The organism is Eubacterium ventriosum (assembly GCF_025150745.1).
Taxonomy (GTDB): Bacteria; Bacillota; Clostridia; order Lachnospirales; family Lachnospiraceae; genus Eubacterium_G; species Eubacterium_G ventriosum.
The window spans coordinates 101,586-125,812 of record NZ_CP102282.1 but is presented as its reverse complement, the minus strand read 5'-3'; the positions used below and the strand labels follow the sequence as shown (position 1 = coordinate 125,812).

Genomic DNA, 24,227 nt, shown 5'->3' with positions numbered 1-24,227 from the left:
GAAAGAAGGACAGAAAAAGATGTATAAGATTAATGAGAATTATTTAAAGTTACAGGGTAGTTATTTGTTTTCAACTATTGGAAAAAAAGTTGCAGCTTACAAAGAAGCTAATCCTGACAGAGATGTAATCAGTTTAGGTATTGGGGACGTTACACAGCCATTGGCACCTGCAGTTATTGAAGCTTTACATAAGGCAGTTGATGAAATGGCAGTAGCAGAAACATTTCACGGATATGCACCTGATTTGGGCTACGAATTTTTGAGAAGTGCCATCAGAGAGAATGATTACAAAGCAAGAGGTGTTGATATTGCTTTAGATGAAATCTTTATTAGTGACGGAGCAAAATCAGATTCAGGTAATATTGGTGATATTTTTGCAGAAAATAACAGAATCGCTGTATGTGATCCTGTCTACCCTGTATATGTTGACACAAACGTTATGGCAGGAAGAACAGGAGAATTTATTAAGAAAACTGAAAGCTGGAGCAATGTAATCTATATGCCATGTACAAAGGCTACTAATTTTGCACCAGAGATTCCAAAGGAAACACCTGACATTATTTATTTATGTTTCCCTAACAACCCAACAGGTTCAACAATTACTAAGGATCAGTTACAGGAATGGGTTGATTATGCTAACAAAGTTGGTGCAGTTATTATTTACGATGCTGCATATGAAGCATATATTTCAGAAGACAACGTACCTCACACAATTTATGAATGTGACGGTGCAAAGACTTGTGCCATTGAACTAAGAAGTTTCTCAAAGAACGCAGGTTTCACAGGTACACGTCTTGGATTTACAGTAATTCCTAAAGAATTAGAATCTAACGGAACAAAGCTTAATGCACTTTGGGCTAGAAGACATGGAACAAAGTTTAATGGTGCTCCATACATTATCCAGAGAGCCGGCGAAGCTGTATATTCAGAAGAAGGAAAGAAGCAGACAAAGGCACAGGTTGCTTACTACATGAACAATGCTAAGGTTATTATGGACGGACTTAAAAATGCAGGCTTTTCAGTAAGCGGTGGTGTTAACGCACCTTATGTATGGCTTGAAACACCAAAGGATATGACTTCATGGGAATTCTTTGATTATCTTCTTAACAATGCCAACATCGTAGGAACACCTGGTTCAGGATTTGGTCCAAGTGGTGAAGGATACTTCAGACTGACAGCATTTGGAACACATGAGAATACATTAAAGGCAATTGAGAGAATCAAGAATCTGTAGGGATTAGAAATATTTTAGAACATAAAAATACTACTTTATCAAATGAGATTACATCTGATAAAGTAGTATTTTTTGTTAAGTAGAAAAGTCTTTGGAATTTCTACTAATATTTTATGCTAACAACATCTTCTATTGAACATTCTAAAATCTTACACAAATATGCCAGGGTAGAAATATTAACATTGTCACCGCGTTTCAAGTGATCCGACGTTTAAGATGGATGCCTCAAAGTTAGGAGTTAAAAAATATATATGTACTGAATGTGATGAGTCGTATACAGAAACAATAGATGCGTTAGGACATAAATATGTCGATACAGTAATTAAACCAACCGAAAGTGAAAGTGGATATACATTACATAAATGTAAAGAATGTGGATATTCATATAAGGATAGTTATACGGATGCGTTACAGAAGTCAACAGAACCAGATATAAAACATATAATCAACAATACAAATAAAGATATTTCGAATACAGCTATTAACAATACATACGTAAATGCAACAGCAATTAAAAGTGTTAATAGTGGAAAGAAATCTATTAAAATAAAATGGAAAAAAGTTTCAGGAGTTTAAGGATATCAGTTGCAATATGCAACTAATAAATCTTTCAAAAAAGGTAAGAAAATTACAATAAAAAGTAATTCTACAACTGTTAGAACGATTAGAAAGTTAAAGAATAAAAAGAAATATTATGTTAGAATAAGAACGTATAAAGTATCAAATAATAAGACGATTTATTCAAAGTGGTCAGCCACAAGGAATAAGAAAACAAAGTAGAATTATAATTGATTGTTTTGAGATATTAATGTTCAACAGTAAAGGGGAAGGTTAGAATGACTTGTACATTTGATGATTTTGAAAGAGAAGAGGCAATGAATAATCTGGGAGATGCAGTTTATGATTGCAATATGGATTTGGATGAATTTATGGATATGTTTATTGCGTCCGGTATGGCCAGAGAGTACGAATACAAAAATCCCACATATGTATTATATATCAGTTAATGGAATAAAAGAAATGTACAATCCTTTACATGAAGCACATGAGGACAGTTTTGTTGAGGTGCTGAACAATAATATTGAAGAAAAAGAATCATAACAAAGTCAGGAAACAATAATGTTCCGTTTATGAATTAACAAGGCTTCAACGCTAATTAGTTTGTTACAATTACAACGAACTATTAATTAGCATTGAAGTCTTTTTTGCTCCCGGTACCCCGATATAATTTTTTCCTTGATTTTTGGGGTACAAATTTCACATTTTTGAATGTTACATGCCACTTATAAGTGATATTTTATCCTAGGTGTACCCCGATATTTTAAATTCCCAATTTTTTGGGGGTACGTTTGTCTAAAATTTCAATGATTTTACACAACATATAGTTTGAGAACGCGATAAATGTACCCCGACATTTGAAAATCCTTAATTTTCTGGGTACACTTGCCTCAAACTCCATCATTTTTATGCAACATATAGTTTGAAAATGCGATAAATGTACCCCGACATTTCAAATCTTTCTATTTTTGGGGTATATCCCCTGATGAACTCCCGTTTATTATTTATTCTATGTATTTCCCATACACATTATCCATATACGGCTGAATTATCTTTGTCAAATCTTCATTTGTTTTATAACTTACCCCATCCAACACAATATAATCACTTAGCATTGTCAGTCGTTTTACATCATTACCACAATAAATATCAATATAAAATCCACCGGCTTTTTCTTCTTTGATTTCATATTTTGACAATTCAGTGTAAGACAATATGTTCATAATATTAGAAATATCTTTTGCAGTGGTTATTTCAATTCCCTTGCCATTAATCCAATATACAATTTTTGTAACGAAATATTAAAAACTTGACCGTCGCAAACCGTTGTGGATTTTGCGGCGGTTGTTTACCTTATGACAAAAATTTGTTATAATGCAATAGATTAACTGGGAAAGGAGGAGAACGTTGTTTAGCAATTTATTCAAAAAAAGCGATAAGCCTAGCGCAGCAGTATTTGTAGACTATGAACATTGGTACTATGGATACAATAATATTTTTTCAATGAAACCTAATGTGCAGGAATGGTATGATGAACTTACAGAAGAATATAATGTGAAAAAGTTAATGTTTTTTGGGGATTTTAATGGTAGTGCAATAGAAAAAGAATTACCTAAATTAGAAAAAATTACAAAAAATGTTGTGCACACCGCAAGCACTAAAGATGGTGTAGATAAGGATTTTACAGATTTTATTATATTAGATGCAATTTATCGTGAAGCGGCAAAAAAAGATTCGCCGGATGTATTTGTTATATTTACAGGTGATGCACATTTTAATTTGGCAATTAAGTATCTTCGTGAATTAAAGAAGAAAGTTATTATTTATGGCGTGAAGAGATCGTTAAGTAACAAGCTTAAATCTTCAGCTAACTCATATGTTGAAATGCCAAGAACAAATCAGGAACAGCACTATTATTATGATGCGATTTTGAAGTCATTATACATTTTAAAGAAAAGACGCAAAATGGCAACATATTATAAAACCATTGATAATGTTTCAGCACATAGTGGAGTTTCAAGAGAAAGAATACAGGCTGCACTTGACGACTTAATGAGTAATAAGTATTTGGCTGAAGAAGAGAAGCAATACAGAGGAAAGAAGCCAAAAGTACTTGTTGTAAACTGGGACAGACTTGAAGAAGAAGGTTTGTGGAGCAATAGCAATAGTTAGAGAATGTAGAAAAAAGCTCTAAAGATTGCAATAAGTGTAAATGATATGGTAGAAGAATTATAGGATTCTAGAGATTTACAATTTAAGAGAAAACATAACCACCACATTGGCAGAAATATGGGGCTGCCGGTGTGGTGGTTTTTTGGTGGCAAAAATTGTGTGTGTTTGAAGATTTCTCTTCTCATTTTTCGTACAAAGTCGTTCGGGGCGGTGTCCACACCCCCGGGGGCCGGCATTTTGGCTCACCGACACGTAATCGTAGCCGAAAATACAAAGTCATCCCCAAAAAACAACAGAAAGCACACCCTATGGGATGTGCTTTCTGCAATACACCTAAAAGTGTATCTTATTAAAATAAATTTCTCCAGAAAATACGGCTGTACAAATTAAAAATAAATCTAAAATAATTTCTAAATTGTATAAAACGAAATTAAATACTTCTATATCAAATAATCCTATATCTCACTATATCCATATCCGTTAACCAGTGCTTCTACAGGTTTGCCTTCCTTGCACATTGGACAATCACTGTGAGCAAATGCTTCATAGTTAGGAATATCATCTGCTCTAAATAGTGCATCAATTCTATGTCCGTTAATTGAATCAACTGCGCTAAAGATAGCTGAGATACCCTGAAGAATGCCACCGTAATATTCGATGCATTCAATGCTGTTGCGGACAGTCTTTCCTGTTGTTGCTGAAGCAAGAAGCAGAAGAACGTTCTTTCCATAGATTTCAGGTTTCAGGTTATCTCTGAAAATCATCTGTCCGTTGGAATTAAATTCAGGAGTGACGACGTAAATAGTCTTATGTGCGTTAGTTGATAAAACTCCTGATCTGCTAAGCTCACTTGCAAGAAAAGCACCGATAACTTCGCAACCGTCTAAACAAACAATTGTATCAATTGGCTTATCCATAACATTATAATAATCCTTCATGGCAATGGCGATTCGTTCAGCTTCGTTCTGACGTGTCTTCATAGTAGTCATGTCAAGATAATAATTAAGGTGTGAGTGATTAGTAACAAAATGCCCAGGAATAACTTTTAATGCAATGTTAGAGTCCTTTCTGGCATAGTATTTCACGATTTTGTTTTTAATCATAAAGGGCCTCCTTTCCGTAATCAATCTGGAAATTGATTACCTGCCAATATTCAATTTTTAGCCGTACAAACTTATAAAACAATTATACAATAATCTCTGCGGTTTTCAATGAAAAAATATTCCAAACTGTCAAAAAATTCCACCCCAATTAATAAAGTGAAAAACTAATTGTTTATAAGAAATAAGATGAATATGTGTTAAATTTTCACAAAAATGCATATAATACAGAAATTGGTAGAAAATTTAGTAAAAAACCATTGATAAAAAACGTTTTTAAAAACTATCATATCCTACAATACCAATAGGGAAAAAGGGAGAGATTAAAAATGAGAGGTATTATTGAATTTTTAAAATATAGTTCAGTATGTATGTGCAATTCTCTTACATATTCACATAGCACAGTTAGAAAGCAGGTAGACTAATGGACTTTAATTTTATTAATGAGCATATACCCTTGTATGTGGAAGCAGCAAAGTTAACATTGATTATGGCATTTTGGGGGATTTTGCTTGCTATAGTTGTAGGCTTAATCGTAAGCCTGATTAGATATTTTAAGGTGCCGGTTTTAGACAAAATAGTTGGATTTTATATTGAATTGTCAAGAAACACACCGTTGTTGATTCAGTTATTTTTCTTATATTTTGGATTGCCAAAGGTTGGAATTGTACTTACATCGGAGCAGTGTGGTGTTATAGGATTGGCTTTCCTTGGAGGAAGTTATATGGCAGAGGCTTTTAGAAGCGGACTTGATAATGTGGAAAGCATTCAAATTCAGTCAGCATTAAGCCTTGGAATGAAAAAATCACAGACCTTTAGATATGTAATTCTTCCACAGGCAGTTTCAAATTCAATTCCGGCATTTTGTGCCAACATTATATTTTTAATAAAAGAAACATCAGTTTTTAGTGCTGTGGCATTGGCTGATTTAATGTTTATTACAAAAGATTTAATTGGAATTTATTACAAAACAGATGAAGCATTATTTATGTTGGTTATTGCTTACCTTATTATTTTGCTTCCGATTTCATTGATTTGCAGTTTGGTTGAAAGGAGGGTTCGCTATGCAGAATATGGGGATTAGTGTGTTGTTTAAAGGCAACAATTTTCTAAGGCTATGCCAGGGACTTTGGGTAACATTACGAATTGCTCTTATAGCAATGATTTTTTCAATTATACTGGGATTCATTTTGGGAATGATAATGACATCAAAAAACAAAGTAGTCAAATTGATTTGCAGAATTTATCTGGAAATTGTAAGAATTATGCCTCAACTAGTGTTACTTTTCCTTGTTTATTTTGGGGCAGCCAAGCACTTGGGAATGAACATGCCGGGAGAATTGGCGGCGGTCATAGTGTTCACATTTTGGGGCACGGCTGAAATGGGCGACCTTGTTAGAAGCGCACTTATTTCAATACCAAAGCACCAATATGAAAGCGGTTATGGGCTTGGTCTTACAAAATTGCAGGTATTTATTTATATTATTTTTCCACAGACTATAAGAAGGCTGCTTCCATCGGCAATCAATCTGCTTACACGTATGATTAAAACAACATCTTTGGTAGTGCTTATCGGCGTTGTGGAAGTAGTAAAGGTTGGAAAACAAATAATTGACGCATCAAGATATACCGCTAGCGACTCGGCACTTTGGGTATACGGTGCAATATTCCTTATGTATTTTGTAATATGCTTTCCTTTTTCAAGATTGTCAGCATTCTTGGGGAAAAAGTTAGCAGGATAGGAGAAAATCATGGCAGAAAAAATTTTGAAAGTTGAACATTTAAAGAAATCATATGATGGAAAAACAAATGTTTTAGACGATATATCTTTTGGAATCGAAAAAGGCGAGGTTGTGGTTATAGTCGGCCCGTCAGGTTGTGGAAAAAGTACTTTCTTAAGGTGTTTGAATAAGCTTGAAAGTATTAATGAGGGTGCACTCAAATTAGACGGACAAAATTATGAGAATGAAAAAAAGAACATTCATTTAATTAGAGAAAAAATAGGCATGGTTTTTCAAAGTTATGACTTATTTCCAAATATGTCAATTATGGATAACCTGATTTTGGCACCGGTTAAAGCTCAAAAAAGAAAAAAGAGCGATGTTGAAAAAGAAGCCGAAAAGTTGCTTGAAAGGGTTGGACTTTTGGAGAAAAAGGATAGTTACCCACGACAGCTTTCAGGCGGTCAGAAGCAGAGAGTTGCAATAGTAAGAGCTTTGCTTATGAATCCGGAGATTTTACTTCTTGATGAAATAACAGCGGCACTTGATCCGGAAATGGTAAGGGAGGTTTTGCAGGTGGTGCTTGAACTTGCCCAAACAGGAATGACCATGATTATAGTAACCCACGAAATGGAGTTTGCGAAAGCAGTTGCAGACAGGGTTATTTTCTTAGATAAGGGAAAAATAGTAGAAGAATCTGAGCCAAAAAGATTTTTCGAAAATCCAAAGACGCAAAGGGCAAAACAGTTTTTAAACAGTTTTCAATATGAAACTGTTTAGATATATAAATGTCAAAGTAGCTTTAAACAGTTTTTAATACGAAAATATTTAGAGATACAAATGTTAAAACAATCTTTAAACAGCTTTAGATAAGAAAATGTTTAGATATAAAGCTGGTTAAATCAGCAAAAATTTTTTAGGAGGGAATCAGGATGAAAAAGAAAATTTTAGGAGTTTTATTGGTAGTTGGTATTATTGCAGGAGTTATTGCAGGATGTGGAAACAGCAATACTACACAGAATGGAGCAGAAAATGCAAGTCAGGCATCAGCTACGGCAAAGGCTAGAACTATTGACGAAATTAAGAAGTCAGGCAAAATCAAAATTGGTGTGTTTAGCGACAAGAATCCATTTGGTTATGTAGACGAAAATGGAAAAGTTCAGGGGTATGATGTTTATTTTGCAAAGAGAATTGCAAAGGATCTTCTTGGTAGTGAAGATGCAGTTGATTTTGTTTATGTAGAGGCAGCAAGCCGTGTTGAATATTTAAAATCAGCAAAAGTTGACATTACATTGGCAAACTTTACAGTAACTGATGAAAGAAAAGAACAGGTTGATTTCGCACTTCCATATATGAAGGTGGCACTTGGAATTGTTTCACCACAAAAGGCAGAAATAACAGATGTAAATCAGTTAAAGGGAAAGAAATTAATTGTTGTTAAGGGAACAACAGCAGAAACATATTTTTCAAAAAACTATCCTGATGTAACACTTGTAAAATTTGATGAATATCAGGAAGCATATGATGCTTTGTTAGATGGCCGTGGAGATGCATTCTCAACAGACAACACAGAAGTTCTTGCATGGGCAAAACAGAACAAAGGATTCGTAGTAGGAGTTGAATCACTTGGAGATATTGACACAATTGCACCTGCAGTACAGAAGGGTAACACAGAGTTGCTTAACTGGTTAAATGATGAAATTAAGACATTGGCTAAGGAAAAATTCTTCCATAAGGACTTTGATGAAACATTAAAGAGTGTTTACGGAGATAGTATCGATCCTGAAAAACTTGTAGTTGAAGGCGGAGTGGTTGAATAATAAATAAGGGCCATACTTTAAAAATATAGTATATAATATAAAAAAGGCTGTTGCACTACTGATATATAGTTAGTGCCACAGCTTCTTTTCTACGGACTTCCTTAAGCCCTAAGGCCTTTTCATAAAAGTCCAAAGATTTTTTTAAGTCAAATACGTTATAATTTTCATATACCATTTTAAAATTCATATAAATTTCCTCAAACATTAAAAATTTGTCCTTCATTATTAATCATCCGGATTTTTTCTTTATATTCAGGATGTTTATTAAGGAAAGAACTGATTATATCATACTTTCCCCAGCAGTGCATTGGAAATACAATTTGTGGATTAGTATGTTCCATAAATATTTCCAAACCTTCATATGCTGTTTCTTCAAGTCTGGGATCCAAAGGAACAAAGGCAACATCAATCTTTAAGTTATCCATTTTTTGAATTTCGCGGATATATAATTGAATCATATTATTTCTATAAGACTTAGGTTCTTCCTTCCAATACCAACAGTTTAAATCTCCTGCGTGATAATAAACCTTGTTATCATATTCTAACAGAAATGCTACACCTTCATCTGTAGACCTAAAAGTTGATATTTTTAAGTCCTTTCCGTTAGGCAGCTTAAGCATTGTTTCGATATTCTTTTTCGTTATCAAAATGTTTTTCGCTAGGTCTATCCCCTGGTTTTCATATTTTTTTAGATGTCTTTTAAGGGGAATATCATATGACAACACATAACGTATATCCGGATAAATTTTAATAAGTTCAAAAATTTCAGGATTAAAGTGATCGTGATGCCGGTGACTGGAAAAAACAATAATGCTTTTATTATTCTTTAATTCAGGAATTGTGCCTTCAAAATAATCGAAAAGAAAATATGCATCTTCAGTTTCCAGTAAAAAACCACTATGTCCGATATATGTTACAGTCAAGGTAAGTCCTCCTATATGTATTTGATACTATAATAAATAATGTAGCATAATGGGGTTAGCTCCATTTGAATTACATTATTAACTACAAGTTTATTTTTAAATATTTTAATTATAATCCATATGTAAGTCAAGTTATAAGGAAAGAACATTAATATGTTAATAATACAAAGTTTTTTACTGCTTTTTGTACGGAATAAAGCGTATTTCATTGATTTTTACACCGATATTTTGTAAGATATAGATTAAGTGTGGAAAAGTATGTAGATACTACAGAATAAAGAGGAGGTCATTATGGCTAATATTATTTCAGACGAAACAATAGAATACGTTGGAATTCTTGCAAAGCTTGAATTATCTGACGAAGAAAAAGAAAAGGCTAAAAGTGACATGGGAAGAATGCTTGACTACATTGATATGTTAAATCAGCTTGATACAAGCAATGTAGAACCTATGAGCCATGTATTTCCTGTAAACAATGTTTTCAGAGAAGATGTTGTTGTTAACGGGGATGATAGAGAGAATATATTGAAGAATGCACCGGAACAGAAGGATGGAGCTTTTGTAGTTCCAAAAACATTTGAAGAATAATAAGCTAAGATAAGAGAGGATATATTCATGAATTTGATGAGTTTGACAGCAGTAGAGCTGGGTAAAAAAATCAAGTCAGGCGAAGTCAGGGTTGTAGATGCAGTAAATGCAGCATTTGACCAGATTGAAGCTGTTGAGAAAGATATAAATAGTTATGTTACAGTTTATAAAAAAGAAGAAGTCTTAGAAAAGGCAGAACATATACAGAAATTAATTGATGAAGGACAGCTAACAGGTCCTTTGGCAGGTGTTCCTGTAGCAATAAAGGATAATATGTGTACAAGAGACAAGCTTACAACATGTAGCTCAAAAATCTTAGGAAACTTTTATCCAACATATTCAGCAGAAGCTGTTATTAATCTTGAAAAAGCAGGAGCAGTAATTATTGGAAAAACTAACATGGATGAGTTTGCCATGGGAAGTACAACAGAAACATCTTTCTATGGACCAACTAAGAATCCATGGAATAAAGAACATGTACCTGGTGGCTCATCAGGTGGTAGCTGTGCAGCAGTTGCAGCAGAAGAATGCTCATATGCATTGGGTTCAGATACAGGTGGATCAATTAGACAGCCAAGTTCATTTTGTGGTGTAACAGGAATTAAGCCAACTTACGGAACAGTATCCCGTTACGGTCTTATTGCCTATGGTTCATCACTTGATCAGATTGGACCTGTTGCAAAAGACGTTACAGACTGCACAACAATTCTTGAAACTATTGCAAGCTACGATTCAAAAGATTCAACATCAGTAAAGAGAGATGATTACAACTTTACAGAAGCTTTAGTTGAGGATGTTAAGGGACTAAAGATTGGTATTCCAAAAGACTATTTTGGTGAAGGTCTTGAACCTGAAGTTAAAGAAGCAATTCTTAAGGCAGTTGATGTATTAAAAGACAAAGGTGCAATTGTTGAAGAATTTGATTTAAGCCTTGTTGAGTATGCAATTCCTGCATATTATGTTATTGCGTCAGCAGAAGCAAGCTCAAACCTTTCAAGATTTGATGGTGTAAAATACGGATACAGAACAGAAGAATACAATGGACTTCACAATATGTATAAGAAGACACGTTCAGAAGGCTTTGGTGAAGAAGTTAAGAGAAGAATTATGTTAGGTTCTTTCGTTTTAAGTTCAGGATATTATGATGCTTACTATTTGAAAGCACTTAGAACAAAAGCACTTATAAAGAAAGCTTTCGATGAAGCTTTTGCAAAATACGATGTAATTATCGGACCGGCTGCACCAACCACAGCTCCTAAATTAGGAGACAGCCTTTCAGACCCAATTAAGATGTATCTTGGAGACATTTACACAATCTCAGTTAACCTTGCAGGACTTCCGGGTATTTCAGTTCCATGTGGACAGGATTCTAACGGACTTCCAATAGGAATGCAGATTATTGGTGACTGCTTTAAAGAAAAAAATATTATAAGAGCAGCATACACATTTGAGCAGGCAAAAAATGGCTATGACAGATGTGATGTAGCAAAAGCAAGAGATTAGGAGGAGCAGCAATGAAACAGTACGAAACAGTTATTGGACTTGAAGTTCATGTAGAATTAGCAACAAAAACAAAAATTTTCTGCTCCTGTTCAACAGAGTTTGGCGGAGCACCAAACACACATACATGTCCTGTTTGTACAGGAATGCCGGGATCCCTTCCTGTTTTAAACAAGCAGGTAGTTGAATATGCCATGGCTGTAGGACTTGCAACAAACTGTAGCATTACACAGAATTGCAAGTTTGACAGAAAGAACTATTTTTATCCTGATAACCCACAGAACTACCAGATTTCACAGCTTTACAAACCTATTTGTACAAACGGTTATGTTGAAATCAAAGGTGATGATGGAGAAAAAAAACAGGTAAGAATCCACGAAATTCATATGGAAGAAGATGCAGGTAAGTTAGTACATGACGATTGGAATGATTGCTCATTAGTTGACTTAAACCGTTCAGGAGTTCCACTTATTGAAATCGTGTCAGAACCAGATATGCGTTCAAGCGATGAAGTTATAGCTTATCTTGAGAAACTTCGTCTTATAATTCAGTATCTTGGAGCATCAGACTGTAAGCTTAACGAAGGTTCTATGAGAGCAGATGTAAACCTTTCAGTTCGTGAATATGGTGCAAAAGAATTTGGCACAAGAACAGAAATGAAGAATCTTAACTCTTTTAAGGCTATTGCAAGAGCAATTGAAAATGAAAGAGAAAGACAGATTGATTTAATAGAAGCAGGAGAAGCAGTAATTCAGGAAACACGTAGATGGGATGATACAAAGGAATATTCTTATGCTATGCGTTCAAAAGAAGATGCTCAGGATTACAGATATTTCCCTGATCCTGACCTTGTTCCAATTATCATTAGTGACGAATGGATGGCTGAAGTTAAGTCAAAAGAACCTGAATTTAGAGATGAAAAGATGGCAAGATATATTTCAGAATTTAACCTTCCTGAATATGATGCTGACATTATTACATTATACAAACCATTGGCAGATCTTTTTGAAGCAGCAGTACAAAAGGGTAGCGCACCTAAGGAAGCAAGCAACTGGCTTATGGGTGAAACAATGCGTATAGTTAAGGACAAGGGCATTGAGCCTGATCAGGTAAAACTTACAGGTGAAAATTTTGCCAAGTTCCTTAAATTAATCGAAAATGATGTGATTAACAAAACAGTTGCCAAGGAAGTTTTTGAAGCAATCTTTGATGGTGGCGTAAATCCTGAAGCATATGTTGAAGAACACGGATTAAAGATGGACAACGATACAGATGGTCTTAAGAAGATAATTGAAGAAGTTGTAGCCAACAATCCTAAGGCAGTTGCCGATTATCAGGGTGGAAACAAGAAAGCAATTGGAGCTTTGGTAGGCCAGACTATGAAGGCTACACAGGGCAAGGCTAATCCACAGATGATTAACAAAATCCTTAATGAAATATTGAATAAATAACTACAAAGTAGTAATATTATACTTGGTTAAAAAAATTGTTGCAGATGTAAAATTAAACATCTGCAATGATTTTTCTTAAGCGGTGCGTGGCTCAGTTTGGTAGAGCGCTGCGTTCGGGACGCAGAGGTCGCAGGTTCGAATCCTGTCGCACCGATTTTTTTGAGCTTAGAAATAGGCTCTTTTTTTGTGGCGTGAAAATATTTAATTAATTTGCACCCAAAGTTTGAAAGCAATCGTGTTTTATATAGAAAAATAAATTTTTCAAAAAAACAGAAGGAGGAGAGAGATGGATAAAACTTATGCCGGTATGAGTTATGAAGAAGTTGTTGAGAAATATTCTGATTACATAACAAGAATGTGTGTGGTGTGGACACAAAATGAAGAAGCAGCTAAAGATTGTTTTCAAAATACATTTATAAAGCTTTACAAGAGTTCAAAAACTTTTAATGACAGTGAACATTTGAAAGCATGGTTACTTAGAGTAGCAAGAAATGAGTGCAATGATTACCATAGAACTTTTTGGAATAAAAATGTATCAATTGGATTAGATAGAGAGAAATTGGAAAGAGTGAAAAATGATTCAGCAAATAAAATTCAATTTGACAGTGATACAGAAAATTTAGTTAAAGCATTGAGAAAACTATCTTTAAAGTATCGAGAAGTTTTAGTTCTTTATTATTATCAGGAATATAGTACAAAAGAAATTTCGGATATTCTTCAGTTAAGTGTTAATACCGTAAAATCAAGGTTACAACGTGGTAGAGAAAAGCTTGCAAAAATCATAAAAAAGCAGGTTTAAAATCAAAAATCATAAGGAATTGAAGAATGGAGGCAAATATGAATTTAAAAAAATTAGATACAATCAAAACTCCGGAAAATTGGAAAAGAGAATTACTTGAACAGCAAAAAATTACAAAAGAAAGTTCAAATACTGATTTTATGAAAATAAAAAGAATGAAATGGGCAATGGCAAGTCTGGTGTTAATAGTAGTATGTACAATGGGAATAACCGTTGGAGCAGACACTTCCAATCCGTTTGGAGAATTTTTACAAAGTGTGTTCGGAACAAAAAAGGTACAGGAGGTTCACTTAGAAACTACTTCCAATATTGGAGAAACTAATGCATATAAAGAGTATGAAGAACCGGGAGCAGAAATTCAATTAAGTAATAATATGGAAATTGTTGGAAGGAATGAAACTTTCATATTGGAGTACAATAAAGAGGATTCAGAAAAAGTTAAAAGTGTTTATTGTATAAAAAATAGTCAGTTGACAAGTGAACAGGTTAATAGATTCCAAGGTAAATATGATGGCAAAGATTTTTCTTTTGATTATGTTATAAAAAACAATGAAATTTGCGGATTCAATTATAATGGGGCAGTTAGTGAAGTTTTTCCGGTTATGGAAGAAAGGACAGTTTATGTGGCCTTGTATCAAACAAAAGAAGATACTGTAATAAAAGAGACAATTGCCAAAATTAATTTGGACACAAATGAAATTATAAAGCTTTCAAATGACAAAATGATTTGCAATTTTGTACTTTCACCAAATGGAAAAACACTTCTTTGCAATTTTAGAACAAAGGGATATTGGTCAGTGTTTGATTTGAAAAACAAAACAGAAAAGAAAATCAAGAAAAGCGTAATAAACGGATATGCAACAACTGATGAAATAGTTTTTGTGGATGACTACCATATATTAACTCTAGGCAAGGCGTTTACAAAAAATAAAACTGAATATTACAGTAAGTATCTTGTGAATTTGAAAAGTGGGAAAGTTGAAAAGGAATATTTTAATACACAAATTGACATAAATTTTAATTGGACATATATGTTCAACAAAAATATTCTGACAATAGAAAATGTAATGAAAGGTTCTAAATTTCAGATTAACATTCAGGAAAGAAAAGTTGAACCAATTATTGCATCTGAAAAATATGCCATATTTGGTGATGCATCTAATAAAATTATATATTTAATAAATCTTGAAAAAGAAGAGTGGATGAAATTGAAAATTCCTAATAAGGAGTGGGAGAATATGGAATTTTATTTAATGAGTAAGGAAAATAAAATGTTAATTACACTTAATAAAAAGGCATATATAATAGACTTATCAAAGCTGAAAAAGTTTAATGGATAATCTTATACCATTTGTTACTGATAAACAAATATTTCTTCCTTTTTCTACAATGGCACTGTCTAGAACGGCGAGGAGTTATAATAAAATCTCCACTATATATGAAGAAATGAGGGCTTTATATATAGTGGAGATTTTTATGTATACATTAATTAATTTTATCAAAAAATATAACAGAAGTATTAGAAGGAATGTGAATACGTTCTTTTTTGAGTAATGTTCTGGCACGTTGATTGGTTTCATAATCACGTTTTCCTTTTTCAAAAGTTGAACAACAAAGAAAATCACATTTCGATTCATTCTGTGAATTGGTATTAATTATAAATATAAAATTGTTTATGTTTGTATGACTTGATATTAAATAATCTGCCTTTATTGTAGTATAAAATGGATACATACGAGGCATAAATGAATATAGATTAAATTCATTATCAAGAGATTCTTTTAAATGAATTAGTGCCTCCAAACGAGGCTTAATCATATCTTTATATTGGGTAGCTTTTTTTAACGTATCAAAAGATATTTTGCCTTCAATTACACGGTCTGCTATTTTTGCAGATGAGTAGTTTGGGAGTGCAATATCTTTTGCATACTGAAAACCTGCAAGATGTGGATACTCATTTAAAGAAAAAATAAGATTAATTGGATATAATTGTTTTTGGTAGCCATAAACAAAGAGATATCTATATTCAATTATTTCTTTCCAGGCTCTGGCTGATTTTTGTAATAGATTCATATGATTTATCCCCCACGTTAAAAGTAAAGAGCCTTGCATATGCAAGACTCTTGTAAAGCGTTTTCTTTCGGTTTAGAAAAACCTATTCGGTTTGAGGTTATCGCATAACCCAAGGTCAGGCTCCACAATTGGCTGCATACCGAAACAGTCAACTGCTTCGAAGCCACGATAGCCGATCAACGTCGCTATCCTCTGATTTGATTATAACATAGTAGTACTTGTAGTCAAGGGATTACAAGTATTTGATGAGCATTAAAATTATAATGCTCAAAATTATTATATGCAGAAAAAATCAGTTTGAATCAACATAAATAATTAAAAGATAAGTTGACATATTTAACGGTTAAAATTCACCTTCATCCTCATTTTCTACACCAATCTATATCAATAAAGGATTGAAATTATAACTCATACGTTCTATAATGAACTCAAAACTCGGCTTAAAATAGTAAGTCGGAAACAAATAAATACTGTAAGATACAAATAGGAGAAGTTTATGAGTCACATGGATACTAGAATGTCTTGGGAACCGGACAAGCCTCATGAAGAATGTGGTGTCTTTGGAATGTATGATTTGGATGGCAACGATGTTGCATCATCAATTTACTACGGACTGTTTGCGTTACAGCATCGTGGACAGGAAAGCTGTGGTATTGCCGTATCAGATACTTTTGGACCTAGAAAGGTTGACCTTTTAAAAGGGATGGGATTGGTTAACGAAGTGTTCAACCAGGAGAATATAGCAAGCTTAAAAGGTAACATTGGTGTTGGTCATTGCCGTTATTCAACAGCAGGAGAAAGCATTCCAAGTAATGCACAGCCTTTGGTTATTAATTATGTTAAGGGAACTTTAATGTTAGCACATAATGGAAACCTTATTAATGCTAACGAATTGAGAGAGGAATTGGCATATACAGGTGCTATTTTCCAGACAACAATCGATTCAGAAGTTATAGCTTATCACATAGCAAGAGAGAGAATTAAGACTAAAACAGCCGAACAAGCAGTAGTAAATGCTATGAAGAAGATTAAAGGTGCGTACGCCCTTGTTGTTTCAAGTCCTAGAAAATTAATTGGAGCAAGAGATCCATATGGTTTTAAACCTCTTTGTATAGGTAAGCGTGATAATGCTTACATATTGGCTTCAGAAACTTGTGCATTGGATACAATTGATGCAGAGTTTGTCAGAGATGTGGAGCCGGGAGAAGTTGTTGTAATAGACAAGGATGGTATCAAATCAGACAAATCATTATGCTTAAAGCCTGAAGAACAGGCAAGATGCGTATTTGAATATATTTATTTTGCAAGACCTGACAGTAATTTTGACGGTACAAGTGTTTATCATTCAAGAATTATGGCAGGAAAGTTTTTAGCAATGGATAGTCCTGTTGATGCGGACATTGTTGTGGGGGTTCCTGAATCAGGTAATGCAGCAGCAATGGGATATGCAATGCAGTCAGGAATTCCTTACGGAACTGCTTTTGTCAAGAATGCATATGTTGGAAGAACATTTATTAAACCTCAGCAGAAGAGTAGAGAATCAAGCGTTCGAGTAAAATTAAATGTTTTGAAGGAAGCTGTTAACGGCAAGCGAGTTGTTATGATTGACGACTCAATTGTAAGAGGAACTACAAGTGACAGAATTGTACAGATGCTTAAAGATGCAGGTGCAACAGAAGTTCACGTAAGAATTAGTTCACCACCATTTATCAGTGAATGCTATTTTGGAACGGACGTGCCAAATAAGGAACAGCTTATAGCTCACAACCGTACTATAGAAGATATAAGACAAGTAATCGGTTCAGATTCATTGGCTTATCTTAGCATAGACAGACTAATCGAATTATCAGGTGGAAAGGCTATCTGTAAGGGATGCTTTACAGGTGAATATCCAATGGAACCACCAACGGAAGACATTCGTGGAGAGTATGACAAGTAAAAATAGTTACACGGATTGTTATGTGCTTAGCACTCTCGCAATCTGTAATCTTAATTAATAAAAAATTTTGGAGGTTTTTATGAACGACAGATACCAGAGCCCATTATCAGAAAGATATGCAAGTAAGGAAATGCAGTACATTTTTTCACCTGACATGAAATTTAAAACTTGGAGAAAGTTATGGATTGCATTAGCAGAATCAGAAATGGAATTAGGACTTAACATTACTCAGGAACAGGTTGATGAATTAAAAGCTCACGCTGATGATATTAACTATGATGTTGCAAAAGAAAGAGAAAAATTAGTACGTCACGATGTTATGTCACATGTTTACGCATACGGAGTACAGTGTCCTAAGGCTAAAGGAATTATCCACCTTGGTGCAACATCATGCTATGTTGGAGATAATACAGATATTATCGTAATGACAGAAGCATTAAAGCTTGTAAGAAAGAAACTCATAAACGTAATTAATGAACTTGCAAAATTCGCAGATAAATATAAAAATCAGCCAACATTGGCGTTTACACATTTCCAGCCTGCTCAGCCTACAACAGTTGGTAAGAGAGCAACTTTATGGCTTATGGAATTAAAATTAGACTTAGATGATCTTGACTACATTATTGACAGTATGATGCTTTTAGGAAGCAAGGGTACAACAGGAACTCAGGCAAGCTTCTTAGAATTATTTGAAGGCGACCATGAAAAGATTAAAGAATTAGAAAACAAGATTGCTAAGAAGATGGGATACACAAAGTGCTTCCCTGTATCCGGACAGACATATTCAAGAAAGATGGACACAAGGGTTCTTAATGTATTAGCAGGTATTGCTGCAAGTGCTCACAAGTTTTCAAATGACATTAGACTTTTACAGCACCTTAAAGAAATTGAAGAACCATTCGAAAAGAATCAGATTGGTTCATCAGCTATGGCATATAAGAGAAACCCAATGCGTAGCGAAAGAATTGCATCATTAGCTAACTATGTAATGGTTACAGCTTTAAATCCTGCAATTACATCAGCAACACAGTGGTTTGAAAGAACATTAGATGACTCAGCTAATAAGCGTTTAAGCGTTCCTGAATCATTCCTTGCAATTGATGGTATTCTTGATTTATACCTTAATGTAGTAGACGGATTAGTAGTTTATGACAAGGTTATTGAAAAGAGACTTATGAGCGAACTTCCATTTATGGCAACAGAAAATATTATGATGGATGCTGTTAAGGCAGGCGGAGACAGACAGGAATTACACGAAAAGATTCGTGAATTATCAATGGAAGCAGGAAAAAATGTTAAGGAGAAAGGTTTAGATAACAATCTTCTTGAACTTATTGCAAATGATCCTGCATTTAATATGAGTCTTGAAGATCTTCAGAAGACAATGGATCCTTCAAAGTATGTTGGACGTTCACCTGAACAGGTTGACGAATTCCTTACAGAAGTTATTAATCCTATTTTGGAAGAAAACAAAGAGATTCTTGGAATGTCAGCAACAATCAATGTATAAATTGTGATTTTTTTGTGAAACAGTAGGCAGAATGCCAGTTAAATGAAATAAATACTTTAATTATTAAGGCAAGTGTGATAAAATCAGTTGTATGTTTGAGTCGGAAAGTATAGAATTTCCGAACATATGACTGATTTTATTTTTTTTCTTTAAGAATTAAAACGATTTAACAAAAATCACGTCATAATAAATAGTAGAGGAGAAATGAAAATGTTTAAGAAAGTTTTGGCAGTTGGTTTTTCTGCTGTATTAGCATTGTCATTAGTAGCATGCGGAGGCAGCAAAGACAACAAATCAAAGTCAAGTAAAGAGACAACAACAGCAAGCGAAAGCGAGGCAGCAACAGTTTATTCTGTAAAGGATGAGAAGATTAAAGTTGACAGCGGTGTTATTAAGCTTGCAGATTATTCACAGTTAACAGTATACGAAGATGATGTAAAGGTAACAGATGATAGTTATAAGTCACAGGTTGATTACATCTTAGAGCAGAGCGCAACATATAAAGATACTAAGAGTGCAAAGATTTCATCAGTAGACAAAGTTAAAGTTGACTACACAGGACAGATTAAGTATAAGGGTAAGAAAGTTACTTTTGAAGGCGGTACAGCTTCTGATCAGGAAATTGACCTTGGAAATAATAGTAGCGGATACATTGATGGATTTACTAAAGCATTAGAAGGACAGCACAAAGTTGGGGACAAGTTTACTAAGAAATTAAAATTCCCTGACACATACAAAAACAACACAAAGATTGATGGGAAAGAAGTTAAACTTGCAGGAAAGACAGTTTGGTTTACTTTTACAATTAAGAGTATTTCAACTAAGTCAGTTCCAAAGTTAACAGACAAGTTTGTAAAAGAAAAATTCGGTGCATACGGTGTAACAGATGTTAAGTCATTTGAAAAATATGCAAGAGAACAGATGAGAACATCAAACATTATGAACAAAGTTTGGTCAAACTTTGTAGCTTCTTGTGAAGTTGTATCATACAGCTCAACAGAAAAAGAAAGCTTAAAGAAAGTTGCAGATGCAAACTACGAATCACAGCTTCAGTCACAGTATGGTGTAGATCTTGATTCATATCTTGAAGCAGCTTCAATGTCAAAAGAAGACTGGGATAACAACATCATGAGCCAGGTTGAATCATCATTAAAGACAAAGATGGTATACCAGGCATTAGCAAAGAAGGCAGATTTAGTTCCTTCAGATTCAGATTACAACAAAGAAGCTGAAACACTTGCACAGCAGAACTCATTATCAGTAAAAGAACTAGAATCAACATATGGTAAAAAAGAAGTTGAATATGCTGTAATTACACAGAGAGTTCAGAAATATATTGCTGAAAATGTAACAGTTAAGGAAGGTTCAGAACCTACAACAGCAGCAGAAACAACAGAAGCTGCAACAACAGCAAAATAATAAATACTTGGATTTTTGAAAACAGGTATTGATGGAATAAAAAGAGTGCTATTTTATCGGAATGATAAGATGGCATTCTTTTTTTTGCTATAAGGTTGCATTACTATTTTAAATGTGCTAAATTATTCCACGGATGGTATTCGACAGAAACTATACCGAAGGAAAATGACTATATAAAAAACTGATGCGACGGTAGCTCATATCTTAGGAATGAGACTAACTATCCCGATTTTGAAAGAAGGAGGGATGCTCATGAAGTTTGGATTTATAGGAGCGGGAAAAGTTGGTTTTTCCCTTGGAAAATATTTGGCAGATAATAACCAGAATGTAGTTGGTTATTATAGCATAATCAATGAAGAAGCCATAGAAGCAGCAAAGTTTACCGGTTCTAAGTATTATGAGAACATGGAACAGTTGGTAGAGGATAGTGAAGTTTTATTTTTGACTGTCCCCGATGGACAGATTGAGAATCTATGGAATCAGTTAAAATCAAGTCATAAAAATTGGATGGCAAAGTATAATAAACCTTTGCTTAACAATAAAATAGTGTGCCATTGTAGTGGTGCATTATCCTCAGATATCTTTTCGAGTATAGCCGAATATGAAAGTTTTGGCTATTCTATCCATCCACTCTTTGCAGTGAGTAACAGATACGAATCTTACAAGGAATTATCAGATAGTTATTTCACAATAGAAGGAAATATTGAAAAAATCAATAAAATGAAAGAATTGTTTGAAAGTTTCGGAAACACTGTATGTATTATTTCAAAGGATGACAAAATTAAATACCACGGAGCGGCGGCTATTGCCAGCAATCTTGTTGTTGGTTTAATAGGTCTTAGTGAAGAACTGCTTAAACAGTGTGGGTTTGATGAAAAATCGGCTCATAATGCATTAGCACCAATTATTAAGGGAAATGTTAAGCACATTGTAGAAGAGGGCGTTGTAGAAGCACTTACGGGGCCTATTGAGCGTTGTGATGTGTCTACAGTAAGAAAACATATGAGCGTTTTTGATAAAAAAACCAATGAAATCTATAAAGCAGTGTCAAAAGAAGTATTGGAAATTGCAAAGATAAAAAACAAAGATAGAGATTATAGTAAGATGGAGGAAGTATTACAATGAAAAATACGGTAAGTACATTGTTAAAACAGAAGCAGGAAGGAAAGAAGATTTCAATGCTTACCTGCTATGACTATTCAACAGCAAAATTAATGGAAGAAGTTGGAGTAAACACAATTCTTGTAGGTGATTCACTTGGAAATACAATGCTTGGATATGAAGATACAATTCAGGTAACAATGGAAGACATGATTCATCATTGTGCAGCAGTATCAAGAGGCTTAAAGAACACATTTTTAGTTTGTGACATGCCATTTATGTCATATCAGACATCACCATATGATGCAGTTGTTAATGCAGGCAGACTTATGAAAGAAGGTCATGCCAACATGGTTAAATTAGAAGGTGGAAAAGAAGTTTGCCCACAGATAGAAGCAATAGTAAAAGCATCAATTCCTGTATGCGCCCATTTAGGACTTACACCACAGTCAATAAATGCACTTGGTGGCTATAAAGTTCAGGGAAAGACAGAAAGTGATGCACAGAAATTAATAGACGATGCAAAGGCAGTACAGGAAGCAGGAGCTTCAATGTTAGTACTTGAATGTGTACCTGCAGAACTTGCAGCAAAAATAACAAAAACACTTCATATTCCAACAATCGGTATTGGAGCAGGAAACCAGTGCGACGGACAGGTACTTGTATATCAGGACATGTTAGGAATGTTTACAGACTACGTGCCAAAATTCGTAAAACAGTTTGCAGGTGTAGGCGAAACAATGAAAAAAGCATTCAAAGAATATATGGAAGAAATCCAGAGCGGAGCTTTCCCGGCAGAAGAACACTCATACAAAATAGATGACGAAGTAATAGAAAAATTGTACTTCTAAGGATTGCGAGAGTGCGAAGCACGTAGCAATCCGGTAATCATTAACTTGAAAAAATCAAATATAACAGCGAAGCGTAGCTTCAACAAACAGGAGGTCAACATGAAAGTTGTAACAACAATAAAAGAAGTAAGAGAAAACGTAAAACAGTGGAAAAAAGAAGGACAGACAGTAGGTTTTGTACCAACAATGGGATATTTGCATGAAGGACACGGAAGCCTTATCACAAAAGCAAGAGAGAACAATGACAAAGTAGTAGTAAGTATTTTTGTAAATCCAATGCAGTTTGGACCAACTGAAGATTTAGACAGTTATCCAAGAGACCTTGAAAAAGATTCAAAATATTGTGAAAGCTTAGGAGTAGATTTAATATTCCACCCGGAACCATCAGAAATGTATCATGACGATTTCAGTTCATATGTTGATATGTCAGTTTTAACAGAAGAACTTTGTGGATTAAGCAGACCTGTACATTTTAGAGGCGTTTGTACAGTAGTAAACAAACTTTTCAACATTGTACAGCCTGACAGAGCTTATTTTGGAGAAAAAGACGCACAGCAGCTTGCAATCATTAAGCATATGGTTCAGGACTTGAATATGGATATTGAAGTAGTAGGATGCCCAATTATCAGAGAAGAAGACGGTCTTGCAAAAAGTTCAAGAAATACATATCTTTCACCTGAAGAAAGAAAGGCAGCTTTAGTTTTAAGCCAGACAATCAACTTGGCTAAACAGCTTATTGCAGATGGAGAAAAGGACGCTGATGTATTAGTTGCAAAGATGAAAGAAAATATTGAAAAAGAACCTCTTGCAAAAATCGATTATGTTAAGGCAGTTAACGGACTAACAATGCAGCAACAGAAAGAAATTAAAGCACCTATGTTAATTGCAATGGCGGTATACATAGGAAAAACAAGATTAATAGATAATACAATTTTACACTAATTTATGGTAATAAATCAGACAGTAAAATTAGTAGGTTTTACTGTCTGAAATTATGATAATTTGTGACAATTAAGATATTTGGAAGTGATGAAAGGATAAAACAATGCAGATTAATATGTTAAAAAGTAAAATTCATAGAGCAACAGTAGTTCAGTCAGAGCTTGATTATGTGGGAAGCATAACAGTTGACGAGGATTTAATGGATGCATCAGGAATTTATGAATATGAAAAGGTACAGATAGCAGACGTAAACAATGGCAACAGATTTGAAACATACGTTATAGCAGGAGAGAGAGGTTCAGGAATGATTTGTCTTAATGGTGCAGCAGCTCATATGGTCAGCCTTGGGGACAAGATTATTATTATGAGTTATGCCCAGATGGATCCTTCAGAAATTAAGGATAATAAGCCTAAAGTTGTTTTTGTTGATGATGAAAATAAGATTACAAGGGTAACTAATTACGAAAAACATGGAAAATTATTTGACTTAGAAAAATAAAAATTATATCATATTTCTGTAGTAAAA

At 34.1% G+C, this 24,227-nt stretch carries 25 protein-coding genes, 1 tRNA gene and 1 pseudogene; 21 read left to right on the top strand and 6 right to left on the bottom strand.

What is annotated here, in order from left to right:
- The first annotated feature begins 19 nt into the window (after positions 1-19).
- Positions 20-1,234 carry an LL-diaminopimelate aminotransferase gene (locus tag NQ558_RS00535; protein WP_005359870.1) on the top strand — a complete coding sequence of 405 codons (1,215 nt, stop codon included), beginning with the start codon at positions 20-22 and terminating at the stop codon, positions 1,232-1,234.
- 103 nt (positions 1,235-1,337) lie between these two features.
- Here the strand turns inward: NQ558_RS00535 and NQ558_RS13170 are convergent, their stop codons facing one another.
- Positions 1,338-1,433, bottom strand: coding sequence for a helix-turn-helix domain-containing protein (locus NQ558_RS13170; RefSeq protein ID WP_084812527.1), 96 nt, complete (start codon positions 1,431-1,433; stop codon positions 1,338-1,340).
- A gap of 17 nt (positions 1,434-1,450) precedes the next feature.
- Between NQ558_RS13170 and NQ558_RS00530 the strand changes: the two genes are divergently transcribed.
- Positions 1,451-1,810 (top strand): hypothetical protein, encoded by a 360-nt coding sequence (locus NQ558_RS00530; RefSeq protein ID WP_005359872.1) that lies wholly within the window; start codon positions 1,451-1,453, stop codon positions 1,808-1,810.
- Between the two features lie 260 nt (positions 1,811-2,070).
- On the top strand, positions 2,071-2,241 hold the full coding sequence (locus NQ558_RS00525) for a hypothetical protein (RefSeq protein WP_005359873.1): 171 nt from the start codon (positions 2,071-2,073) through the stop codon (positions 2,239-2,241).
- A 555-nt stretch (positions 2,242-2,796) separates the two neighbouring features.
- On the opposite strand, the gene NQ558_RS00520 is transcribed toward NQ558_RS00525, so the two are convergent.
- The gene (locus tag NQ558_RS00520) at positions 2,797-3,015 is read right to left on the bottom strand and encodes a hypothetical protein (RefSeq protein ID WP_005359875.1); all 219 of its coding nucleotides are present in this window, start codon (positions 3,013-3,015) and stop codon (positions 2,797-2,799) included.
- A gap of 184 nt (positions 3,016-3,199) precedes the next feature.
- Here NQ558_RS00520 and NQ558_RS00515 point away from each other — a divergent pair, with 184 nt between their 5' ends.
- Complete coding sequence (locus NQ558_RS00515) at positions 3,200-3,964, top strand: NYN domain-containing protein (protein WP_040446180.1); 765 nt, start codon at positions 3,200-3,202, stop codon at positions 3,962-3,964.
- A gap of 455 nt (positions 3,965-4,419) precedes the next feature.
- Here the strand turns inward: NQ558_RS00515 and NQ558_RS00510 are convergent, their stop codons facing one another.
- The gene (locus NQ558_RS00510) at positions 4,420-5,067 is read right to left on the bottom strand and encodes a phosphoribosyltransferase (protein ID WP_005359877.1); all 648 of its coding nucleotides are present in this window, start codon (positions 5,065-5,067) and stop codon (positions 4,420-4,422) included.
- 421 nt (positions 5,068-5,488) lie between these two features.
- Here NQ558_RS00510 and NQ558_RS00505 point away from each other — a divergent pair, with 421 nt between their 5' ends.
- From NQ558_RS00505 to NQ558_RS00490, 4 genes are all read left to right on the top strand, one after another.
- Positions 5,489-6,148 carry an amino acid ABC transporter permease gene (locus tag NQ558_RS00505; protein WP_005359878.1) on the top strand — a complete coding sequence of 220 codons (660 nt, stop codon included), beginning with the start codon at positions 5,489-5,491 and terminating at the stop codon, positions 6,146-6,148.
- A complete protein-coding gene (locus tag NQ558_RS00500; RefSeq protein ID WP_005359879.1) occupies positions 6,129-6,806 on the top strand; it encodes an amino acid ABC transporter permease in 678 nt (225 codons plus the stop codon). The genes NQ558_RS00505 and NQ558_RS00500 overlap by 20 nt, the downstream gene beginning before the upstream one ends.
- Positions 6,807-6,815: 9 nt before the next feature.
- Positions 6,816-7,565 carry an amino acid ABC transporter ATP-binding protein gene (locus tag NQ558_RS00495; protein WP_005359881.1) on the top strand — a complete coding sequence of 250 codons (750 nt, stop codon included), beginning with the start codon at positions 6,816-6,818 and terminating at the stop codon, positions 7,563-7,565.
- A gap of 152 nt (positions 7,566-7,717) precedes the next feature.
- Positions 7,718-8,605, top strand: coding sequence for a cysteine ABC transporter substrate-binding protein (locus tag NQ558_RS00490; protein ID WP_005359885.1), 888 nt, complete (start codon positions 7,718-7,720; stop codon positions 8,603-8,605).
- A 79-nt stretch (positions 8,606-8,684) separates the two neighbouring features.
- On the opposite strand, the pseudogene NQ558_RS00485 reads toward NQ558_RS00490, so the two are convergent.
- Together NQ558_RS00485 and NQ558_RS00480 are read right to left on the bottom strand one after the other, a co-directional pair.
- Positions 8,685-8,792: pseudogene (locus NQ558_RS00485) on the bottom strand (VOC family protein); the annotation flags it as partial.
- Between the two features lie 10 nt (positions 8,793-8,802).
- A complete protein-coding gene (locus NQ558_RS00480; protein WP_040446184.1) occupies positions 8,803-9,528 on the bottom strand; it encodes an MBL fold metallo-hydrolase in 726 nt (241 codons plus the stop codon).
- A gap of 291 nt (positions 9,529-9,819) precedes the next feature.
- Here NQ558_RS00480 and gatC point away from each other — a divergent pair, with 291 nt between their 5' ends.
- The 6 genes from gatC (at position 9,820) to NQ558_RS00450 (ending at position 15,206) form a co-directional block, all read left to right on the top strand.
- The gene (gene gatC, locus NQ558_RS00475) at positions 9,820-10,116 is read left to right on the top strand and encodes an Asp-tRNA(Asn)/Glu-tRNA(Gln) amidotransferase subunit GatC (RefSeq protein WP_005359889.1); all 297 of its coding nucleotides are present in this window, start codon (positions 9,820-9,822) and stop codon (positions 10,114-10,116) included.
- A 27-nt stretch (positions 10,117-10,143) separates the two neighbouring features.
- Positions 10,144-11,619, top strand: a complete 1,476-nt coding sequence (gene gatA / locus NQ558_RS00470) for an Asp-tRNA(Asn)/Glu-tRNA(Gln) amidotransferase subunit GatA (RefSeq protein ID WP_005359890.1) — start codon at positions 10,144-10,146, stop codon at positions 11,617-11,619.
- 11 nt (positions 11,620-11,630) lie between these two features.
- Positions 11,631-13,067 carry an Asp-tRNA(Asn)/Glu-tRNA(Gln) amidotransferase subunit GatB gene (gatB, locus tag NQ558_RS00465; RefSeq protein ID WP_005359891.1) on the top strand — a complete coding sequence of 479 codons (1,437 nt, stop codon included), beginning with the start codon at positions 11,631-11,633 and terminating at the stop codon, positions 13,065-13,067.
- A gap of 80 nt (positions 13,068-13,147) precedes the next feature.
- A tRNA-Pro gene (locus tag NQ558_RS00460) sits at positions 13,148-13,221 on the top strand.
- A 132-nt stretch (positions 13,222-13,353) separates the two neighbouring features.
- Positions 13,354-13,866: an RNA polymerase sigma factor gene (locus tag NQ558_RS00455; RefSeq protein ID WP_005359898.1), complete on the top strand. Its 513-nt coding sequence runs from the start codon at positions 13,354-13,356 to the stop codon at positions 13,864-13,866.
- Between the two features lie 38 nt (positions 13,867-13,904).
- Entirely contained in the window at positions 13,905-15,206 is a 1,302-nt protein-coding gene (locus tag NQ558_RS00450; RefSeq protein WP_040446187.1) for a hypothetical protein, read from the top strand.
- Between the two features lie 145 nt (positions 15,207-15,351).
- Here NQ558_RS00450 and NQ558_RS00445 read toward each other — a convergent pair whose 3' ends face one another.
- Complete coding sequence (locus NQ558_RS00445; RefSeq protein WP_040446233.1) at positions 15,352-15,939, bottom strand: PBECR4 domain-containing protein; 588 nt, start codon at positions 15,937-15,939, stop codon at positions 15,352-15,354.
- Between the two features lie 496 nt (positions 15,940-16,435).
- Between NQ558_RS00445 and purF the strand changes: the two genes are divergently transcribed.
- The 7 genes from purF to panD all read left to right on the top strand — a co-directional run bounded on the left by purF (position 16,436) and on the right by panD (position 24,200).
- Positions 16,436-17,878 carry an amidophosphoribosyltransferase gene (gene purF / locus NQ558_RS00440; protein WP_005359913.1) on the top strand — a complete coding sequence of 481 codons (1,443 nt, stop codon included), beginning with the start codon at positions 16,436-16,438 and terminating at the stop codon, positions 17,876-17,878.
- 79 nt (positions 17,879-17,957) lie between these two features.
- A complete protein-coding gene (gene purB, locus NQ558_RS00435; RefSeq protein WP_005359915.1) occupies positions 17,958-19,388 on the top strand; it encodes an adenylosuccinate lyase in 1,431 nt (476 codons plus the stop codon).
- A 210-nt stretch (positions 19,389-19,598) separates the two neighbouring features.
- Positions 19,599-20,807: an FKBP-type peptidyl-prolyl cis-trans isomerase gene (locus tag NQ558_RS00430; protein WP_040446189.1), complete on the top strand. Its 1,209-nt coding sequence runs from the start codon at positions 19,599-19,601 to the stop codon at positions 20,805-20,807.
- 252 nt (positions 20,808-21,059) lie between these two features.
- Positions 21,060-21,932, top strand: a complete 873-nt coding sequence (locus NQ558_RS00425) for a Rossmann-like and DUF2520 domain-containing protein (protein WP_040446191.1) — start codon at positions 21,060-21,062, stop codon at positions 21,930-21,932.
- On the top strand, positions 21,929-22,759 hold the full coding sequence (gene panB, locus NQ558_RS00420) for a 3-methyl-2-oxobutanoate hydroxymethyltransferase (protein ID WP_005359921.1): 831 nt from the start codon (positions 21,929-21,931) through the stop codon (positions 22,757-22,759). The genes NQ558_RS00425 and panB overlap by 4 nt, the downstream gene beginning before the upstream one ends.
- A 99-nt stretch (positions 22,760-22,858) precedes the next feature.
- The gene (gene panC, locus NQ558_RS00415) at positions 22,859-23,701 is read left to right on the top strand and encodes a pantoate--beta-alanine ligase (RefSeq protein WP_005359923.1); all 843 of its coding nucleotides are present in this window, start codon (positions 22,859-22,861) and stop codon (positions 23,699-23,701) included.
- Positions 23,702-23,804: 103 nt separating this feature from the next.
- Entirely contained in the window at positions 23,805-24,200 is a 396-nt protein-coding gene (gene panD / locus NQ558_RS00410) for an aspartate 1-decarboxylase (RefSeq protein WP_005359925.1), read from the top strand.
- The last annotated feature ends 27 nt before the right edge of the window (positions 24,201-24,227 follow it).

Excerpts from the sequence above, each read along its gene's own strand:
- NQ558_RS00530 (WP_005359872.1), top strand. The coding sequence starts at position 1,451 with ATGGATGCCTCAAAGTTAGGAGTTAAAAAATATATATGTACTGAATGT.
- NQ558_RS00455 (WP_005359898.1), top strand. The coding sequence starts at position 13,354 with ATGGATAAAACTTATGCCGGTATGAGTTATGAAGAAGTTGTTGAGAAA.
- NQ558_RS00510 (WP_005359877.1), bottom strand. The coding sequence starts at position 5,067 with ATGATTAAAAACAAAATCGTGAAATACTATGCCAGAAAGGACTCTAAC.
- gatB (WP_005359891.1), top strand. The coding sequence starts at position 11,631 with ATGAAACAGTACGAAACAGTTATTGGACTTGAAGTTCATGTAGAATTA.
- panC (WP_005359923.1), top strand. The coding sequence starts at position 22,859 with ATGAAAGTTGTAACAACAATAAAAGAAGTAAGAGAAAACGTAAAACAG.
- NQ558_RS00450 (WP_040446187.1), top strand. The coding sequence starts at position 13,905 with ATGAATTTAAAAAAATTAGATACAATCAAAACTCCGGAAAATTGGAAA.
- panB (WP_005359921.1), top strand. The coding sequence starts at position 21,929 with ATGAAAAATACGGTAAGTACATTGTTAAAACAGAAGCAGGAAGGAAAG.
- NQ558_RS00445 (WP_040446233.1), bottom strand. The coding sequence starts at position 15,939 with ATGAATCTATTACAAAAATCAGCCAGAGCCTGGAAAGAAATAATTGAA.
- panD (WP_005359925.1), top strand. The coding sequence starts at position 23,805 with ATGCAGATTAATATGTTAAAAAGTAAAATTCATAGAGCAACAGTAGTT.
- NQ558_RS00500 (WP_005359879.1), top strand. The coding sequence starts at position 6,129 with ATGCAGAATATGGGGATTAGTGTGTTGTTTAAAGGCAACAATTTTCTA.
- NQ558_RS00525 (WP_005359873.1), top strand. The coding sequence starts at position 2,071 with ATGACTTGTACATTTGATGATTTTGAAAGAGAAGAGGCAATGAATAAT.
- NQ558_RS00505 (WP_005359878.1), top strand. The coding sequence starts at position 5,489 with ATGGACTTTAATTTTATTAATGAGCATATACCCTTGTATGTGGAAGCA.
- gatA (WP_005359890.1), top strand. The coding sequence starts at position 10,144 with ATGAATTTGATGAGTTTGACAGCAGTAGAGCTGGGTAAAAAAATCAAG.
- NQ558_RS00430 (WP_040446189.1), top strand. The coding sequence starts at position 19,599 with ATGTTTAAGAAAGTTTTGGCAGTTGGTTTTTCTGCTGTATTAGCATTG.
- purF (WP_005359913.1), top strand. The coding sequence starts at position 16,436 with ATGAGTCACATGGATACTAGAATGTCTTGGGAACCGGACAAGCCTCAT.
- NQ558_RS00495 (WP_005359881.1), top strand. The coding sequence starts at position 6,816 with ATGGCAGAAAAAATTTTGAAAGTTGAACATTTAAAGAAATCATATGAT.
- NQ558_RS00490 (WP_005359885.1), top strand. The coding sequence starts at position 7,718 with ATGAAAAAGAAAATTTTAGGAGTTTTATTGGTAGTTGGTATTATTGCA.
- NQ558_RS00535 (WP_005359870.1), top strand. The coding sequence starts at position 20 with ATGTATAAGATTAATGAGAATTATTTAAAGTTACAGGGTAGTTATTTG.
- purB (WP_005359915.1), top strand. The coding sequence starts at position 17,958 with ATGAACGACAGATACCAGAGCCCATTATCAGAAAGATATGCAAGTAAG.
- NQ558_RS00425 (WP_040446191.1), top strand. The coding sequence starts at position 21,060 with ATGAAGTTTGGATTTATAGGAGCGGGAAAAGTTGGTTTTTCCCTTGGA.
- NQ558_RS00520 (WP_005359875.1), bottom strand. The coding sequence starts at position 3,015 with ATGAACATATTGTCTTACACTGAATTGTCAAAATATGAAATCAAAGAA.
- gatC (WP_005359889.1), top strand. The coding sequence starts at position 9,820 with ATGGCTAATATTATTTCAGACGAAACAATAGAATACGTTGGAATTCTT.